The following is a 15,902-nucleotide window of genomic DNA, read 5'->3' as shown; positions in this document are numbered from 1 at the left end:
AAACGATCGCTGACATCGCCTGGCTGCCGGATGCGCATCGGTATGGTCATCTCACACTGATTGCTCGCTCTTGAAGTTGGCAAGATGGCGGGGCGCATGCAGTGCCGCCGAAATGGCGCAAGAAGCCAGCCCAATGATCGATGCGCCTCAGAATTGATCACACGTCGTAAACCTCAGGCCCATGCGATCACGAACTGACCCTGCCGCAAATTTAGCGTAGAAAATCAGGCATTTGGGACGTGCAAAAGAAAAAGGCACCCTTTACGGATGCCTTCAACTTTTCGTTTGTGATCTGCCTAAAGCAGTAGACAGAGCAATCCGAATTAGAAGCGTGAGTTTGATGCGCCGCCGTCACGGAAACGTGTTTGGCTGCCACCGGTCAGGTTGCGAACTGAACCGAAAACGGTCAGCTTTGGAGCTTCGTATTTAGCTTTTTCAAAAGTCTTATTCATTGTCATTTCCTGTCCAATTGCACCCCAGTGGCAGGGTTAATTCCGTGTGTTCGGTTAGCTTGATACAAAAATGCTGCGGAAGCGTAAAGACCCCAAATTTCCCAAGCCCAATAATCTCCTTCTGGACCCCGGAAATCTATGTCCAAAATCTGTTTCAAGCCCTGCGTATCGCACAATTGCGCTAATCTTTGCGGAGCGGTCGCGCGGACATACTCGGCAAACTGGTGATCAATTTTCGTGTTAGTGAAGTTAGCCTTCGTTGTACGATTAAGGACCTTATCAGGCAGATAGGGCGCCATGGCCAAACGGTGAGTAACCTTGGCAACATCACCGCGTCTTTTGATATGTGCCGGTGTTGCAAGGGAAAATTCTATGAACGATCGGTAGAGCATGGGGTGGCGCGATTCGAGGCCAATCCTGTTTCTCTGGCGGCGCATCATGGAATGGGTAAGGTCGCCGCGCGGAGTGGTAGCAAGATTTACTTTCGACCACTCGACGGGATCGCTCGGTAACGATGCCTCGAACTCTTCCTCTGCTTCTTTCAACGCTGCGCGCAATTCTGGAGCGAGCCAACTTAAAGCCTTGTCGTGCTTGCGGCGCCGTTCACGCATACGGCGGCGCACAGCGTCTCTCATGCCCACCGGCATAAGCCACCCGGTGGTTTGTCGTAAGCACTGTGTGGCCGCAGTCAGGAATCCGAAGGCAGACACCTCGCTACGAAAGGCGCGGGCATACCCGCGCACATCGCCAGCATCGAGAAATTCGGGATAGGTATGAGCATGACCCTGCAACCACTCATCACCGCCGATCCCATTGATCATCACTCGCGAACCATCATCGACCGCCTGCTGCTCCATCGTCAGCATCATCGCTCCATTGGAGGGACTGGGCAGATCCATGTGCCATTGGCCATCCTTGGTGTAATAGTCGATTTCTGGGTCGAACAAGGGCAGCTCGCTTAGGTCGCGGCCGACATTTGCTGCTGCCGCTCTTGCGTAGGGAAGCTCAAAGGCATTGCTTCCTTCCGCCGCCGCAAGCGAATACCCGCGAAAGCCGGGCGCTTGCCAATGGTCATCTTGTTCTAATGCGTTCGCAACAGAGAAAATTGCAGACGAATCAAGCCCGCCGCTGACAGCAACTGCGACCTTCTCATGAGCGCGCGAAGACCGACGCACACAATCGAACAGGATTTCACGGTAGTGTTCCGCGTACTCAGCGTCGCTTTTATATCGGATCGTCACCTCGGTGGGCGGTGTCCAATATTGAGTTTCCTTAACGCCTTTACCGTCAAAACTCAGATAGTGAGCGCGCTTAAGCCTATGTATTTGTTTCCAGGCCGTCTCTTCACGCAGATACCACCGATTGGTGAGGGTTTGCGCAAGGTACCGAAGGTTTGGCTCTAACACCTTGGGTTTAAGTGCGGCAATTGCCCTGAAGTCTGAGGCGATAATCAGCCGGGTGTCTTCTTGCAGAAAGTAAAGCGGAACAAAGCCCAAATGGTCGCGCGTTGCAAAAAGGCGTCCGTGACGCATGTCCGCGATGATAAGAGCAAACTCACCCTGCAAGCGCTCTGCACAACCGTCGCCCCAAATCTCATATGCGCGAAGAGCAATCTCAACGTCGGAACGATTGGTTAGCTCCCCGCCACGACTTACAATATCTTTAGCGACCTCTTCGTGGTTGATCAGATAGCCATCAAACACACAAGCCACCTTGCCATCAGACGTAACCATCGGCTGGGGCTGCATGTGAGATTCGCTTGTGGTGTGGACGGTGCAGGCCGCAAGTGCCATCCGATCGCAGGTCCAGCTTCCGTGTGCATCGTGTGGATAGGCTTGCAAAGAGGCAAGCATGGTCTGGGCGTCTTGCTTTTGCACACCGTCAGCCGAAAAGATGGCGCAAATGACCGACAAAGTGCTAATCCCGTATGACGTTTGATGCTAACGTAAGGCGATAATAGAGCCCCACATCCATAGTTGCGGGGTATTAGGCAGATCATGAATTTGGCGCAATCTCCTCATGTCCCGAAAAGTGCGAAGCAGCCGCGTCTGCGTGATCTGCCTTGGATGCTTACATATACGTTTAGAGCATTTGCCGAGCTGGTCCGCGCCCGGCTCATCTTTTCAAAGTTAGAGGCAAAGGCGATTCCTGAACGCAACAAGCAGGCAAGAGCGGCTGCAAATCAAGAGAACACCATAACTGAGGCTGTCTTGGCGCGGATCGCATTTGTAATTCCTCGCCTGTCAGACAAGCTACCGTGGCGCAGTGATTGCGTAATCCAGGCGATAGCTGCGCAAAATTGGCTGTCTTCGTTTGAAGCGTATTCTGAGATTCAGATTGGAGTGGAGAATCCTGCTGATGGGAAGTTTGGTGCCCATGCCTGGCTTATGCACGGTGATTGCGTGGTCACGGGGGGAGACATCGATCGATATGCGCCAATTTTGACCGAATCGATTCGCGCCGATTAACCGCCTAACCGTTATAAAATAGCCATCGGTGGCCGCCGGTGGCCTTCGCAAAAGGCACAATTTGCAAGGCAAGCGGCGGGTATTAGCACTTCGTTTACCCTTTTTTTCATGACGCTGTTGTCAAACGTGTTGCACTGCACTAACAAACTACGTGAAACCACTCATCAAGAGGGCAGGATTGATGTTCAAAACTACTTCCAAAGTAATCATGACCGCCGCAGCAGCTGGCTTGGCACTTGCGCCAATCACTGCTCAGGCAAACACTCGCGCCGCCGATTCGGCACCAGTATACTCCAGCAGCGCTGCAGCTCAGCCCGGCCTTGGCCGTGCTGACGAAGGCGAAGGCATTGTTGGCGTACCTGGCATCGTCATCGGTATCTTCGCAGCAGCAGCTGTGATCGGTGCAGTTGTCATCGTCTCAAGCGAGAACGACGACGACGAAACACAATCGCCAGGCGCTTAATCGCTAAGCGATAGTCGGTTTCGACTGACAAAGAGGGAGCGCGCGGGTTTTCCGGGCGCTTTTTCTTTGTCTATTGCACACACGCAAACCGAGGCAGCGATTCTTGTCACGGACACGCACTAATATCTCTGCAGAAACATCGCCCACGCAGTTTTCGGCCCACCTTTGGGCCCTAGTTGCTGTTGTACTCGCTGCGGTTCTTTTTGGCGGCGGCGGTTCGAGGTATGGCCTCGCCAACCTGACAGTCCAGCTTGTTGCGATTGGAGCGCTCGCCTTCCATCGCCGCGCTTTCCTGAAATTTTGGACCTCCTCTCCTGCGCTTATTAGGGCGCTGGTCGGGCTTTCGCTGATCATTCCCGCTGTGTTTCTTATTCCACTGCCCCCTGGTTTATGGACAGCCCTGCCGGGGCGCGACCTTGTGGCATTGTCATATGAGGTGACGGGCGGGCTCGGTTGGGCTCCTGCAAGCGTCGATCCAATACGCACGCTTCTGGCACTATGTGCACTCATCACGCCTTTGGCTATTCTCGCGATAGGGTGGAATGCCAGAAGAGACCAATTGATCACAATCGGATGGCTGGTTGTCCTACTGGGTATAGCCAATGTCGCGATTGGCATAGTCCAAGTCCTCTCAAACGGAGCGACCGGCCTCTTGTATCCAGAAAACCCGATGCCCGGCGTGCTCTTTGGAACCTTAGCGAATCGTAACACAGCGGGGCTGTTCCTTGTGGGATGCCTCGCGCTCGCCGCTTTCCTTCCGGCACCCAGACAAGTCGCAAAAGCAGCGACCGCTATGCGCGTTGTGGTATGCATCCTTCTTGTCCTTGCCATAGTTTTGACCCGGTCACGCACCGCAGCGGTTCTTACGCTGTTGCCTTTAGGAGCTTTGGGTCTGCGCTTTATCATACAGAACCTTGTCGCAACGAAAGCTGGTGCTTCGGCGCGCGGCAACACCATCTGGATCGCCGCCGGAGCCCTCGCTCTTATCCTGGGAACAGCCGCCACCGTCGGTATCGCAGCGCCGGGCCGTATTGGTGACGTGGTCGAGCGGTTCCAAAGCGAACGCACCGATGCACGAACCTACATTTGGGAAGATGCAAGCTATGCAGCGAGCCGTTATTGGCCTGTGGGATCGGGAATGGGCACCTTTGATGACGTCTTTCAAGTCGACGAATCGCTTGAGAACGTCACCCAAAGACGCGCCGGGCGCGCGCATAACGATTACCTCGAGGTCGCGATTGAAGCAGGCTTGCCCGGCATCACACTGATGCTGGGATGGCTGTGTCTTCTCGTTTGGTTCAGTTGGAAAGCACGCGTGTCTGAGGACCGATGGATCGCCTGGAGCGGCAGTATCATTCTGCTCACCGTCGCGCTTCAATCGATCACGGATTACCCACTTAGAAACCAGACTATGCTGGCAATCTCTGCTTTCGCTCTTGTCATTCTCTTGCGTTTCGCGGTTCCCGGAAAGGCCCGGAAAACACGTATTCGCAAAGCAGGGGGACAGCCGTGATTGGACGCGTGATCTGGTTTGTGTCTTTGTTCGCCATTGCCGTGGTGACGATGGGCGTTCACCTTGATCGGCAAGCACGCAAGAGCCCTGAACTCGCGCTGCTCGTACCGGAGGTTTTTCGTTCCGCTGCTCAGCCCCGGGTAACCGCCATTGCCATCGATTCCGGTGTCGAAAACCGCGGAATTGCCGAGGCACAAAAGCTTGTAAGGCGCCGCCCGATGCCCGCCCGGCATCTGCGCCTCCTTGCTCAAGCCCACTTTGCAAGCGGCAACAATGAGGCAAGCGCACTTGCCATCCAATATGCCGCACAGCGCGGGTGGCGCGATGCGCTGGTGCAAGAGGCGATGATGCAACTCGCCCTTGCCGCAGGCGACCGCCCTGAAGCTGCCCGTAGATATGCGGCGCTCTTTTTGATCCGCAAGACCGATCCAGCTCTGCTTGTGGAAGCGGGACCTCTGGTGTTTCCACAAGGTGGGTCAGAGGAACGCCAAGTGTTTGCCGAAATCGTGCGCGGCGCAGACAGATGGCAAAACACTTTCCTTTCCCGAGGTGCACGTGTGATGCCGCCTGATGTCTTCGTAGAAGTTTTGGAACTTGGTGTTGCCGATGGAGCTGAGTTTCCTTGTCCCGCGCTTGACCAAGCGCAAAGTGCGATTGCCCGCAAGGATGAAGTCGCCGCAGTGAAACTGGCTGGATTGATCGAGGTTAACTGCTGAACCCGTAGGGTCCGCCTTGCGTATATCTCACCTCTTGCCCAATCCATCGCTTTGGAGCATGGCGGCGGCTCACTCGCGTTTGCACATTGATCAGCTCCACGGGATTTAAGAGCCATGTCGAACCCATCTGTTTTGTCCAACGCCCTTGTCACCGTGTTTGGTGGTGGCGGCTATATTGGCAATTATGTCGTCCAAGCCCTGCTCGCCAAAGGTGCGCGTGTTCGGGTTGCAAGCCGCACGCCTGAGAAAAGCTGGCCCCTGAAGCCGCTGGCGAACCTTGGCCAATTGCAATTTGCCAAATGCAATCTGTTGAAGCTTGAGGACATCTCTTCCGCCCTCGCGGATGCCGATTATGTGGTCAATCTGGTCGGCGACTTTGCAGGCGACTTGACCACTTTGATGGGCGAAGCACCTGGTCATATGGCCCGCACAGCCAAGGCAAACGGGGCCAAGGGCTTTGTGCATATGAGCGCAATTGGCGCGGATGCAAACTCCACCACCGCATATGGCACAAGCAAAGCCTTGGGTGAGCAGCTGGTGCTTGAAGGCTTTGAAAACGCGACCATTCTTCGCCCCTCCATCGTGTTTGGCAAAGACGACAATTTCGTCAACCTTTTCGCTGGCATGATCGAAAACCTTCCCATCCTCCCAGTGTTTGGCCACGATAAAGAGCTTCAACTCGTCTATGTCGACGATGTGGCCGAAGCAGTTGTGGCCGCAATCGAAGCCCCGCACACCCATGGCGGCAAGATTTTTGAACTTGGCGGGCCTGAGAAGCTGACGATGCTTGAAATTCACCAGCGCATTGCCACGGCTCAAGGCCGCGAGCGGACTTTCCTTGAGGTCCCCGATGGCGCAAGCGCGCTGTTCGCTGCCATGCCTTTGACCCCGATGAGCCGTGATCAATGGACGCTTTTAAAGGCGGGCAATGTGGTGGCAGATGGCGCAAACACACTTGCCGACCTTGGCATTGATGCGCGTCCGCTTGGCCTATTCTTAGACAAGTGGATGACACGGTATCGCAAATTTGGCCGCTTTGGCCTTGCAAACGAGCGCAACAAACGCCGTGCAACTGACGGCTGAGTAACCCGTTCAAAATCCACGATAAGGTCAAAGTTTGGCACACTTGGCACACTGTCCAGGGTCCAAAATCGTGCCCCCGCACCCAACCCTGCCCCTCTCTTTCATATTGAGAGGAGGCAAAGAGCTGGATGGGGTCAGTGTACATGCCCCTCGCCTTACTTGGCGAGACGCGAGTAGGAAAACGCGCGTCTAGAGCTGCTCTGCGTAAAGTGAGAGCAAATCGGCATAAGCCTTTTCGGCCGGAGCTTCGGCGTAAGAAGGAGCGTCCGGCACAGTCCAACCGTGGTCTCCCGCATACACTTTAACCGTTGCCGGACGGCCTGCCTCTTGTGCTGCGGCTGCAAACTCATCCTTATGCGTTGGCGCGGCGGCATCGTCATCTTGTGCAACCGCGATGAGGTATCCAGCCGTGCTTGCGCTTAGCACTTTGTGCGGGCTCTTGGCATAATGATCGCGCACCAATCCGCCCCCATGGAAGCTGGCTGCGGCCTTGATCCGGGTCGGAGCAGCAGCAGCGCTCCACACGGTGAACGGCCCGCCCATGCAGTACCCTTGCGTGCCAATGCCTTTGGATGTGTCGACAGCTTCCTGAGCATCAAGCCACACCACTGCAGCGCCCGCATCGCGCCCGATCGAATCAGCGTCGAGCTTCTCCCTGTAAGGAGCGACCGCCTGCAATGCGCCTGCCTCGATCCAGCCTGCAAAATCCTCATACTGCTGACCCGCAACATCGCGGTAATATGGGTTCATGATGAGCACCGCGAAGCCTTCTTTGGCAAGACGCGTTGCCATATCGATTTTGGCGGGGCGGATTGAGGCAATGTCGGGCCAGAAGATAACCGCTGGGTGCTTGCCTTCGCTTGGGTGGATGAACACGCCGTCCATAACCCCATCGGCGGTCTCAAAACTCACCTCGGTTTGTGTGAGAGCCACCTCATCGTCGCCTTCGCCGCTTGCGGTGACGGCCTCGGGGGCACACGCTGTGACCGCCACAGCGCCTGCTAAAACGCCGAACTTGCGGCGGCTCATCGCCCATTCTTTGAGATTGGCTTCATCACACATGGCGCATCTTCCTTCTAAGACTTTGATCTTGGCGTTTGATAGGCTCGGGCACCCCCCATGGACAAGCGGCAATTTGCAGGGCAGACTGCTTTCCAAGAGTGGGAGCTTGGGAGAGCTCCTTTGGGAGAGAGAACCGTGAAAAAACTATTTTGGGCAGCGCCTGTCTTGGCGCTGGGCACTTTGGGTCTGGCATCTTGTGAAGATATGGCCAGCGACAGCGAGGGCGGCATTACATCAGCGATGCTGCTTGGCGCGGGCGACGACAACGCCAATTGGATCACCCATGGGCGCACTTATGATGAGCAGCGTTTCTCTCCGCTAGAAAACATCAACGCCGAGAATGTGGGCGATCTGGGCCTTGCATGGTACGCCGATATGGACACAGCGCGCGGGCAAGAGGCAACGCCGCTGGTCATCGACGGCAAGATGTATCTCACCACCGCATGGTCCAAGGTGGCTGCGTTCGATGCGACCACGGGTGAGCCGCTTTGGGATTACGACCCAGAGGTGCCCGGCGAAACCGGCGTCAAAGTATGCTGCGATGTGGTCAACCGGGGCTTAGCTGCGTGGGGCGATGACCTGTTCCTTGGCTCGCTTGATGGGCGGCTGATTTCCCTCAATCGCGATACGGGCGAGGTGAATTGGGAAGTCGTCACCGTCGATCAGGACATGGCCTATTCCATCACCGGCGCACCGCGCATCATTGATGGCAAGGTTATCATCGGCAATGGCGGCGCTGAATTTGGCGTTCGCGGATATATCGCGGCTTACGATGTGGAGGACGGCAGCGAGCTCTGGCGCTTCTACACCGTGCCAGACGGGACGGAAGGGGATGATGCGCCGGAGCATTTGAAGGCCGCCGCTGAGACGTGGAACATGGACGTTCTCGCCGGTTCCGATGCAATCGGCGGCGGGGGCACAGTCTGGGATTCCATGGCCTATGACCCTGAACTCGACCTTCTCTATTTCGGCGTTGGCAATGGATCCCCATGGAACCAAGCGTACCGCTCACCGGGCGAAGATGGGGCAGGAGAAGGCGACAACCTCTATCTGTCCAGCATCGTCGCGGTGCGTCCGGATACGGGCGAATATGTCTGGCACTATCAGACAACGCCGGGCGAAACGTGGGACTACACCGCGACGCAGCACATCATCCTTGCCGATATGGAGATTGAGGGTGAGGAGCGCCAAGTCCTCATGCAGGCCCCCAAGAACGGGTTCTTCTATGTGATCGACAGGGCAACGGGTGAGTTCATCTCTGCTGAAGAATACATCCCGCAAAACTGGGCCGAAGGGATCGACGAAAACGGTCGCCCAATCTTCAATCCAGAAGCGCGGTTCGACAAAACCGGCGAGACTGCACTGGTAATGCCGGGACCACTTGGCGGGCACAACTGGCACCCCATGGCGTTCCACCCGGGCGAAGGCCTTGTCTATATCCCAGCGTTCGAGGCAGCCTCTGCCTATGCGCCAGAGGCCGATTGGAAGCCCGACCGCGCACGCGGGTTTAATGTCGGGATTGACCTTGGCGCAGGCGATTTGCCGCCTGATCTGGGCGTTCGCAAATCCATCTATGGCACGGTCAAAGGCAAGCTGACAGCTTGGGACCCTGTGGCGCAAGAGGCGCGCTGGACGGTGGAATTCCCCGGCCCATGGAACGGCGGCCTTTTGGCAACCGGCGGCGGGCTTGTCTTCCAAGGCAATTCGTCGAGCGAATTTGCCGCCTATAACGCAGGCTCTGGCGAGAAGCTTTGGAGCTTTGCAGCGCAGACCGGCATTGTGGCGCCGCCCATCACCTACACCGTTGGCGGTGAGCAATATATCGCGGTTCTGGCCGGTTGGGGCGGCGCATATGCCTTGGCGGGCGATGGCCATATGATCAAAGATCAAGGCCCCGTGCGCAACATCTCAAGGCTTTTGGTGTTCAAGATCGGCGGCGAGGCTGTGCTTCCCGATATGGTGACACTGGCGGAGCTTCCGCTCGACCCGCCACCTTCGCGTGCAAGCGCAGAGACGATTGCGCTCGGAAAGGTCAATTACGCCCGCTATTGCGCCGTGTGCCATGCGCCGGCGGCTGTGGGCTCCACGACATTGCCTGACCTCAGACGTTCGGGAACGCTCGGCAATGCGACAAGCTGGCAGGCGGTCGTTCACGACGGCATCCTTGCAGACAACGGCATGGCAAGCTTTGCAGGCTCAATGTCAAAGGACGAGATCGAGGCGATCCGCGCCTATGTCATCCAACGCGCCAATGAGGACAAGGCGTTGGAGGCGGCGAGCGCTGCGCAGGTGGCGCGGCGCTAAAGCGGGGCGCTAACCAAACACCAGATTGCCGAGCAACCTGCCGGGGATCAGCGTGAACGCGCCTGCGATGCAGAGGCCGACGTAGAGCCCCGTCATAGCGCCCATGTGCGCGCGGATTTTGCCTTGGCGGGCAAACCATATGGCGAGCGGCACATTGACGAGCGTCCAAACGGTGAAGATGTGGATCGGACTAAAGCCGGATCCCGCGATCCCACCGCCCGGCGCTCCGATAAAGGCGCTTGCCACAGCGGTTGCCAGCATCAGCCCTGCCCAAACGCGGCCAAGAAAGCGGTGCACGCGGTTTCCCTTTTTGCGCCAAAGGATCAAGGGCCCGAGCAGTAGCGCTGGCACAACCGTCGCCAAATGAAACGCCACCGCAAGCGGTATCTCGCTTCCCCGCCCTGGAGCTTCGCGCGGCGTGGAAAAGCTGTCAGTCATAATGCCAAGCACTGTCATCACCAGCGTGATCGCAATCGTGATAAGGGCGGTCACCCAGAGGTTCGGGATGCGCGCCTGAGACGGTGATGTGGATGGTGTTGTGGATGACGATGGAGATGGATCGGGGGTTTTACCTGTCATAACCTCTTGTTTCTTTTTGGGCCCTCACCTTAGGGTGGCAGCCATGTTAAATGGCCTCCCCAATTTTGCGCTGCGTGCTGAAAAGAAAAGGCAATCTGCGCGGAGCGTCCTCGCAATGCGCAGGCCGTCCAATGACTGCGCGAGTGGTCCGCGAGTTTCTGTGAACGGTCCGGCCCGGTGAAACTCACAAGAGCCGAACGGATCATGGCCGAGGGCGGTATTATCGCTTTGTGCGGCTGTTTGGCCGCGTTGGTCGATCCCTTCAACGCCCCCGAAATGCCGCTGAGTGCAAGGCTTGCCTATTGGATCATCGGGTTTCTGGCAGCCTGGGGATTGGTGCGAGTGCTGGCCGTGGTCGGCGGCTCTGTGGCCAAGCTGTTGGGGCTCGCGCCGCAATGGGGATACATGCTCACCATCCCGCTTACGACAGTGCTGATCGCGTGGGGCGTGCTCTATTGGACCGGAGGCAGCGAGCTTGCGCTTGGCAATGCATTTGGCCGCGTGTGGGTTTCAGCGCTCCTGATAGGTCTCGGCTTTTTTGCGCTATTTTTCCTGCTCTACGCAAGGGTCGATTTCTCGCCCGACGTGCCCCATGAGCATGAGGATGATGTTGAACACGGCCCGGCCCTATCCGGCCCGCCCCAAACCAGGCTGCACGAACGGCTGCCTGCAGGCTTCCCAGAGATCATCGCGCTATCGGTGGAGGACCACTACACCCGTGTGCACGCTGCAACGCGCAGCGAGATGGTGCTGATGCCTCTTAGCGAAGCCATTACTCTTATGCCCGAGGGACAGGGAAAGCAGGTCCACCGCAGCTGGTGGGCGGCGCGCGGCGCGGTGGTCAGCCAGAGACGTGAGGGGCGGGACATCAAGCTGATCCTCGAGAATGAACTCGAAGTCCCCGTCAGCCGTAGCAACGTCAAAACGCTGCGCGAGGAAGGTTGGCTGGATTAGCTTTCAGCGAAAAAATTGAGCTCTAAGAGCACGTTGTTGGGATCGGTCGTGAAAATCTGGGTGAGGCCTATCGCAGGCACTTCGTTGATCGTGAAATCAGCCCCCTCGCCTCCAACCGTGCTTTCACCGTTTGATACTCACCGCATCGCAAAGCCACATGGTGGATCGCCCCGGTTGCTGCGCCAGCCTCAAGTGGACGCTTGTAAGTGCTAGGAAAATCGACCGAGTTGATGTGCAAGATCGCCTGACCCCCGGAATCATACATCCAGCGAACTTGGTCAGGCCGCATCGAGGGGGGCCATCGCGTTCCTCAAGGTCGAGGAGTTCAGCGTAAAACCGCGCAGTGCCGCCAAGGTCTTGGGTGACGATATTCACATGGTCGAGGCGCTGAACGATCATGCTAGCCCCGGAACACCACCGTCCGATTGCCGTTCATCAATACCCGCTCGCCAGCAAACAAACGCACCGCTTCGGCGAGCACCCGGCGCTCAATATCGCGGCCTTTGCGCACCAGATCGGCCGGGCTATCGGCGTGAGTAATGCGCTCCACATCCTGGTGGATGATCGGCCCTTCATCAAGGTCAGCGGTCACAAAGTGAGCGGTCGCCCCGATAATCTTGACCCCGCGCGCATGGGCCTGGTGGTAAGGCTTTGCGCCTTTGAAGCCGGGCAAAAACGAGTGGTGAATGTTGATACAGCGACCTGCAAAATGCGCTGACTGCTCGTCCGAGAAAATCTGCATATAGCGGGCGAGCACCACCAGCTCTGCTTGCGTTTCTTCAGCGATTTCGCGCACCCGCGCCTCGGCCTCGGGCTTTGTTTCTTTGGTCACCGGCACATGGTGGAACGGTATCTCGCCAATATCGGTACGGATCGCCACCTCTCGTGGGTGGTTGGAAACAATCGCCACCACCTCGATATTGAGCTCCCCCATACGCAGGCGATAGAGCAGATCGACAAGGCAATGGTCGCCCTTAGATACCATGATGATCACCCGGCGCGGGCGGTCTTGGGCAACGATTGTCCAATCCATCGCATATTCGCCCGCGAGCTTGGCAAAGCTTGCCCGCAGCTCATCAGAGGTCGTGCCCGTGGGGTCGAAGGCGACACGCATAAAGAAGCGGTTCGACGTCTCATCGCGGAATTGCTGCGCGTCTAGGATGTTGCAGCCACGCTCGAAAAGGAAGGCGGTGACGCGCGCGGTGATCCCGGCACGGTCCGCGCAATCGAGCGTGAGAATAAGCGGAGAGCTCATGGGGTCTTGCTTACATCTTCATCCGGGCGGACTGGCCGTCATCGACTTTGATAACGGCGCCGGTCACACACTCGCTCGACGGGCTCACCAGATAGAGCAGGGTCGTGTCCATTTGCGCTGGCACAGGCACGCGCTTGCGAGCGAGCATGGGACGCGGGTCGCCGATGCGTTCGAACATGCCGTCGGTCATCTCGGTCACGAACATGCCGGGGCAAATCGCATTGACGTTGATATTGGCATAGCCCCACTCAACGCTGAGCGTTTCGGTCATCCGGGCAAGCGCGGTTTTGGTGGTCGCATAAAGCGCCGCGCCGCCCCCATCATAACGGTAATGCGCGGTCGAGGAGATATTGACGATCCGGCCCGGCTTTTTGGCGGCCAAGAGCCTGCGCGCCACTTCGCATGACAAGATCCACGGTGCCCGAAGGTTCACGCCCAACACACGGTCGATGAGTTCAAGCTCCATCTTATGCGCGCGCTGTGCATCGGGGATGCCAGCGTTGTTGATGAGGATATCGACCAGGCCAAGCTCGCGCTCAGCCGCCTCAACCGCATTGATAAGTGCATCCGCATCAGTCGCATCCATAGCGATGGCAACCGCCTTACCGCCGCCTGAATTGATTTCCGCCGCAAGCGCTTCGAGCCGATCCACGCGCCGCGCGCAAAGCGCCACAGCGGCACCTTGGCTCGCCAGCACGCGGGCAAACCGCTCGCCAAATCCTGATGACGCACCCGTCACCAACGCGACACTGCCTGACAGGTCAGTCGATGCATTGGGGAGAGGGAATTCTTGGGGTTGGTCATCACTCATGGGCGCAAATTACCTTCCTGTAAGAGCCGCTTCGCATTGCTGCATAAGCTCAGTGATGATCTCAGCTGCAGGCTCTTCTTTGGTCACCATGCCAACCGACTGGCCCGCCATGATCGAGCCGTTTTCGACATCGCCATCGACGACCGCGCGGCGCAAAGCCCCTGCCCAGAAGTGTTCAATCTCAAGCTGCGCTTCGCCCATATCGACCTCTTCGCGGTCGAGCATTCCGGCGACTTCGATCTGTTTCTTTGTGAACTCTTCGGTGCCCTTGTTCTTCAATGCGCGCACCGGGATGACGGGGAGGCGGGGATCGACCTGAACGCTGGCCTCTGCATCGCGGGCCTTGGCGCGGAAGAAGGCTTTTTTGAAATCAGGGTGAGCGATGCTTTCGGCAGCGCAGGCGAACCGCGTTCCAAGCTGGACACCGCAAGCGCCCATCTCAAGATAGCTCGCAATTGCCTCGCCCCGGCCAATGCCGCCTGCGACGAAAACCACATGATCTTCGGCCAATGCGGGAAGGAACTCTTGTGCAAGGACGCTGGTCGCAACAGGGCCAATGTGGCCGCCTGCCTCCATGCCTTCGATCACTAAAGCGTCACCGCCTGAACGAAGGAGCTTCTTTGCCAGCGCAAGTGTCGGCGCAAATACGATAACCTTGCCGCCAAATTCCTTGATCGCCTCAACGCTGCCCTTGGGCGGGATGCCGCCTGCGAGCACCACATGGCTCACCGCGTACTTCTTGCAGACCGCGATGAGGTCGAACAATTGCGGATGCATGGTGATGAGGTTCACGCCAAAGGGCTTGTCCGTCATCGCCTTGGTCGCCGCGATTTCTGCGTCGAGCAGCTCAGGCGTCATCGCCCCGCACGCGATCACGCCAAAGCCGCCCGCGTTCGAGATGGCTGACACCAAATTGCGCTCGGAAACCCAGCTCATCGCGCCGCAAAGGATGGCGGTTTCGCAGCCTAGAAACTCGGTGCCGCGCTGCATCATGGCGCTGGTGTTTGAATAGTTTGTCATAGGTTTGCTCGCTTAAGGGCCGCGCGGGTAAAGATCAATCACGAGTAGGTGATGCGCACCTTGTGTGCCGTAGCGGCAGCGAGCTTACGGGCTTCGTCGGTATCTGCCCCTCGCGCCAAGGCGACAGCCATGCGGCGATAGGGCCGCGTTGTTGGTTTGCCAAAGATGCGGACATCGCTTGTAGCGTCTGTTCCTAGGGCGTCAGCGACACCCTCAAAGGCAAAATTCTCGCTTTCCCTATCGGCAAGGATGACAGCAGAGGCCGCTGGCACTGCTTCGATGGCGCTTGGCACCGGAAGGCCCAAAATTGCACGAGCGTGGAGGTCAAATTCGGTGAGGTCTTGGCTGGCGAGCGTCACCATTCCGGTGTCATGCGGGCGCGGGGAAAGCTCGGAGAAGATCACTTCTTCACCCCTCACAAAGAACTCAACCCCAAAAAGGCCCCAGCCTTTGCCATCCCCTTGCAAGGCCTCTACCACTTTGACGGCCATATCTTGGGCCTTGGCGATTGCGCTTTGCGACATGGCTGTAGGTTGCCAGCTTTCCTGATAATCGCCGCGTTCTTGGCGGTGACCGATGGGCGGGCAGAAACTGATGCCGCCCTTATGGCGCACGGTTAGAAGGGTGATCTCATAGTCAAAGGCGATAAACTCCTCGACGATCACCCGCGCACGGTCGCCGCGCATATTGGCGCAGGCGTAATCCCAGGCCTCTTCAAGCGCGCCCGCATCATCGACCTTACTTTGACCCTTGCCTGACGAGCTCATCACCGGTTTGATCACGCATGGAAAGCCCGCATGCTCTGCGGCCGCACGCACCTCTTCCAGAGTGGTCGCATAACGGTAACGCGAAGTGGTGAGGCCAAGCTCTCCCGCGGCCAGATCGCGGATCGCATCGCGGTTCATGGTAAGCTGAGCGGCGCGCGCAGAGGGGACGATGTTAAAACCCTCGGCCTCAAGCTCACCCAAAACCTCGGTGCGAATGGCCTCGATCTCAGGGACAATCAGGTCGGGCTTATGCTTTTCGGCGGCGCCGCGCAGCGCAGCGCCATCGAGCATAGAGAACACCTCACGCGCGTCCGCCACCTGCATAGCTGGCGCGTCGTCATAGGCATCACACGCAATGACGCGCGCTCCCAAACGCTTGGCAGAGATGACAAATTCGCGGCCCAATTCACCAGAGCCGAGCAATAGGATTTTAGCAGTAGACGACATTGCGCCGC

The 15,902-nt window shown here is 57.7% G+C and carries 16 protein-coding genes; 7 read left to right on the top strand and 9 right to left on the bottom strand.

The window, feature by feature from the left end; translation table 11 throughout:
* Positions 1-323: 323 nt before the first annotated feature.
* Positions 324-452, bottom strand: a complete 129-nt coding sequence (locus AC0V61_RS08565; RefSeq protein WP_486156829.1) for a lasso RiPP family leader peptide-containing protein — start codon at positions 450-452, stop codon at positions 324-326.
* A 2-nt stretch (positions 453-454) separates the two neighbouring features.
* Entirely contained in the window at positions 455-2,305 is a 1,851-nt protein-coding gene (locus AC0V61_RS08560; protein ID WP_486159505.1) for an asparagine synthetase B family protein, read from the bottom strand.
* A 144-nt stretch (positions 2,306-2,449) separates the two neighbouring features.
* On the opposite strand from AC0V61_RS08560, the gene AC0V61_RS08555 reads away from it, so the two are divergent.
* The 5 genes from AC0V61_RS08555 (at position 2,450) to AC0V61_RS08535 (ending at position 6,695) form a co-directional block, all read left to right on the top strand.
* Positions 2,450-2,920, top strand: a complete 471-nt coding sequence (locus AC0V61_RS08555) for a lasso peptide biosynthesis B2 protein (RefSeq protein ID WP_486156828.1) — start codon at positions 2,450-2,452, stop codon at positions 2,918-2,920.
* A gap of 181 nt (positions 2,921-3,101) precedes the next feature.
* Positions 3,102-3,383: a hypothetical protein gene (locus AC0V61_RS08550; protein ID WP_486156827.1), complete on the top strand. Its 282-nt coding sequence runs from the start codon at positions 3,102-3,104 to the stop codon at positions 3,381-3,383.
* A 103-nt stretch (positions 3,384-3,486) separates the two neighbouring features.
* The gene (locus tag AC0V61_RS08545; protein ID WP_486156826.1) at positions 3,487-4,896 is read left to right on the top strand and encodes an O-antigen ligase family protein; all 1,410 of its coding nucleotides are present in this window, start codon (positions 3,487-3,489) and stop codon (positions 4,894-4,896) included.
* Positions 4,893-5,612: a hypothetical protein gene (locus AC0V61_RS08540; RefSeq protein ID WP_486156825.1), complete on the top strand. Its 720-nt coding sequence runs from the start codon at positions 4,893-4,895 to the stop codon at positions 5,610-5,612. The genes AC0V61_RS08545 and AC0V61_RS08540 overlap by 4 nt, the downstream gene beginning before the upstream one ends.
* 114 nt (positions 5,613-5,726) lie before the next feature.
* Positions 5,727-6,695: a complex I NDUFA9 subunit family protein gene (locus tag AC0V61_RS08535; protein ID WP_486156824.1), complete on the top strand. Its 969-nt coding sequence runs from the start codon at positions 5,727-5,729 to the stop codon at positions 6,693-6,695.
* 189 nt (positions 6,696-6,884) lie between these two features.
* Here AC0V61_RS08535 and AC0V61_RS08530 read toward each other — a convergent pair whose 3' ends face one another.
* Positions 6,885-7,757 carry a dienelactone hydrolase family protein gene (locus AC0V61_RS08530; RefSeq protein ID WP_486156823.1) on the bottom strand — a complete coding sequence of 291 codons (873 nt, stop codon included), beginning with the start codon at positions 7,755-7,757 and terminating at the stop codon, positions 6,885-6,887.
* A gap of 204 nt (positions 7,758-7,961) precedes the next feature.
* Here AC0V61_RS08530 and AC0V61_RS08525 point away from each other — a divergent pair, with 204 nt between their 5' ends.
* A complete protein-coding gene (locus tag AC0V61_RS08525) occupies positions 7,962-10,061 on the top strand; it encodes a PQQ-dependent dehydrogenase, methanol/ethanol family (protein ID WP_486159503.1) in 2,100 nt (699 codons plus the stop codon).
* A gap of 9 nt (positions 10,062-10,070) precedes the next feature.
* Here AC0V61_RS08525 and AC0V61_RS08520 read toward each other — a convergent pair whose 3' ends face one another.
* Positions 10,071-10,640, bottom strand: coding sequence for a DUF2306 domain-containing protein (locus tag AC0V61_RS08520; RefSeq protein ID WP_486156822.1), 570 nt, complete (start codon positions 10,638-10,640; stop codon positions 10,071-10,073).
* Positions 10,641-10,817: 177 nt separating this feature from the next.
* Between AC0V61_RS08520 and AC0V61_RS08515 the strand changes: the two genes are divergently transcribed.
* The gene (locus tag AC0V61_RS08515; protein WP_486156821.1) at positions 10,818-11,594 is read left to right on the top strand and encodes a LytTR family DNA-binding domain-containing protein; all 777 of its coding nucleotides are present in this window, start codon (positions 10,818-10,820) and stop codon (positions 11,592-11,594) included.
* A 123-nt stretch (positions 11,595-11,717) separates the two neighbouring features.
* On the opposite strand, the gene AC0V61_RS08510 is transcribed toward AC0V61_RS08515, so the two are convergent.
* The 5 genes from AC0V61_RS08510 to purT are packed head-to-tail and all read right to left on the bottom strand — an operon-like array spanning position 11,718 to position 15,894.
* Positions 11,718-11,993, bottom strand: coding sequence for a hypothetical protein (locus AC0V61_RS08510; protein WP_486156820.1), 276 nt, complete (start codon positions 11,991-11,993; stop codon positions 11,718-11,720).
* A gap of 1 nt (position 11,994) precedes the next feature.
* Positions 11,995-12,849, bottom strand: coding sequence for a formyltetrahydrofolate deformylase (gene purU, locus AC0V61_RS08505; RefSeq protein WP_486156819.1), 855 nt, complete (start codon positions 12,847-12,849; stop codon positions 11,995-11,997).
* 10 nt (positions 12,850-12,859) lie between these two features.
* On the bottom strand, positions 12,860-13,660 hold the full coding sequence (locus AC0V61_RS08500) for an SDR family NAD(P)-dependent oxidoreductase (protein ID WP_486156818.1): 801 nt from the start codon (positions 13,658-13,660) through the stop codon (positions 12,860-12,862).
* 9 nt (positions 13,661-13,669) lie between these two features.
* Positions 13,670-14,680 (bottom strand): NAD(P)H-dependent flavin oxidoreductase, encoded by a 1,011-nt coding sequence (locus tag AC0V61_RS08495; protein WP_486156817.1) that lies wholly within the window; start codon positions 14,678-14,680, stop codon positions 13,670-13,672.
* 38 nt (positions 14,681-14,718) lie between these two features.
* Positions 14,719-15,894 (bottom strand): formate-dependent phosphoribosylglycinamide formyltransferase, encoded by a 1,176-nt coding sequence (gene purT / locus AC0V61_RS08490; protein ID WP_486156816.1) that lies wholly within the window; start codon positions 15,892-15,894, stop codon positions 14,719-14,721.
* Positions 15,895-15,902: the final 8 nt, after the last annotated feature.

This window comes from Erythrobacter sp. JB1-4 (assembly GCF_057365025.1).
This window is presented reverse-complemented; position numbering and strand designations above follow the sequence as displayed.

Coding starts and splice junctions, on each gene's coding strand:
- AC0V61_RS08565 (WP_486156829.1), bottom strand. CDS start 452: ATGAATAAGACTTTTGAAAAAGCTAAATACGAAGCTCCAAAGCTGACC.
- AC0V61_RS08560 (WP_486159505.1), bottom strand. CDS start 2,305: ATGCTTGCCTCTTTGCAAGCCTATCCACACGATGCACACGGAAGCTGG.
- AC0V61_RS08555 (WP_486156828.1), top strand. CDS start 2,450: ATGAATTTGGCGCAATCTCCTCATGTCCCGAAAAGTGCGAAGCAGCCG.
- AC0V61_RS08550 (WP_486156827.1), top strand. CDS start 3,102: ATGTTCAAAACTACTTCCAAAGTAATCATGACCGCCGCAGCAGCTGGC.
- AC0V61_RS08535 (WP_486156824.1), top strand. CDS start 5,727: ATGTCGAACCCATCTGTTTTGTCCAACGCCCTTGTCACCGTGTTTGGT.
- AC0V61_RS08530 (WP_486156823.1), bottom strand. CDS start 7,757: ATGTGTGATGAAGCCAATCTCAAAGAATGGGCGATGAGCCGCCGCAAG.
- AC0V61_RS08525 (WP_486159503.1), top strand. CDS start 7,962: ATGGCCAGCGACAGCGAGGGCGGCATTACATCAGCGATGCTGCTTGGC.
- AC0V61_RS08520 (WP_486156822.1), bottom strand. CDS start 10,640: ATGACAGGTAAAACCCCCGATCCATCTCCATCGTCATCCACAACACCA.
- AC0V61_RS08510 (WP_486156820.1), bottom strand. CDS start 11,993: ATGATCGTTCAGCGCCTCGACCATGTGAATATCGTCACCCAAGACCTT.
- purU (WP_486156819.1), bottom strand. CDS start 12,849: ATGAGCTCTCCGCTTATTCTCACGCTCGATTGCGCGGACCGTGCCGGG.
- AC0V61_RS08500 (WP_486156818.1), bottom strand. CDS start 13,660: ATGAGTGATGACCAACCCCAAGAATTCCCTCTCCCCAATGCATCGACT.
- AC0V61_RS08495 (WP_486156817.1), bottom strand. CDS start 14,680: ATGACAAACTATTCAAACACCAGCGCCATGATGCAGCGCGGCACCGAG.
- purT (WP_486156816.1), bottom strand. CDS start 15,894: ATGTCGTCTACTGCTAAAATCCTATTGCTCGGCTCTGGTGAATTGGGC.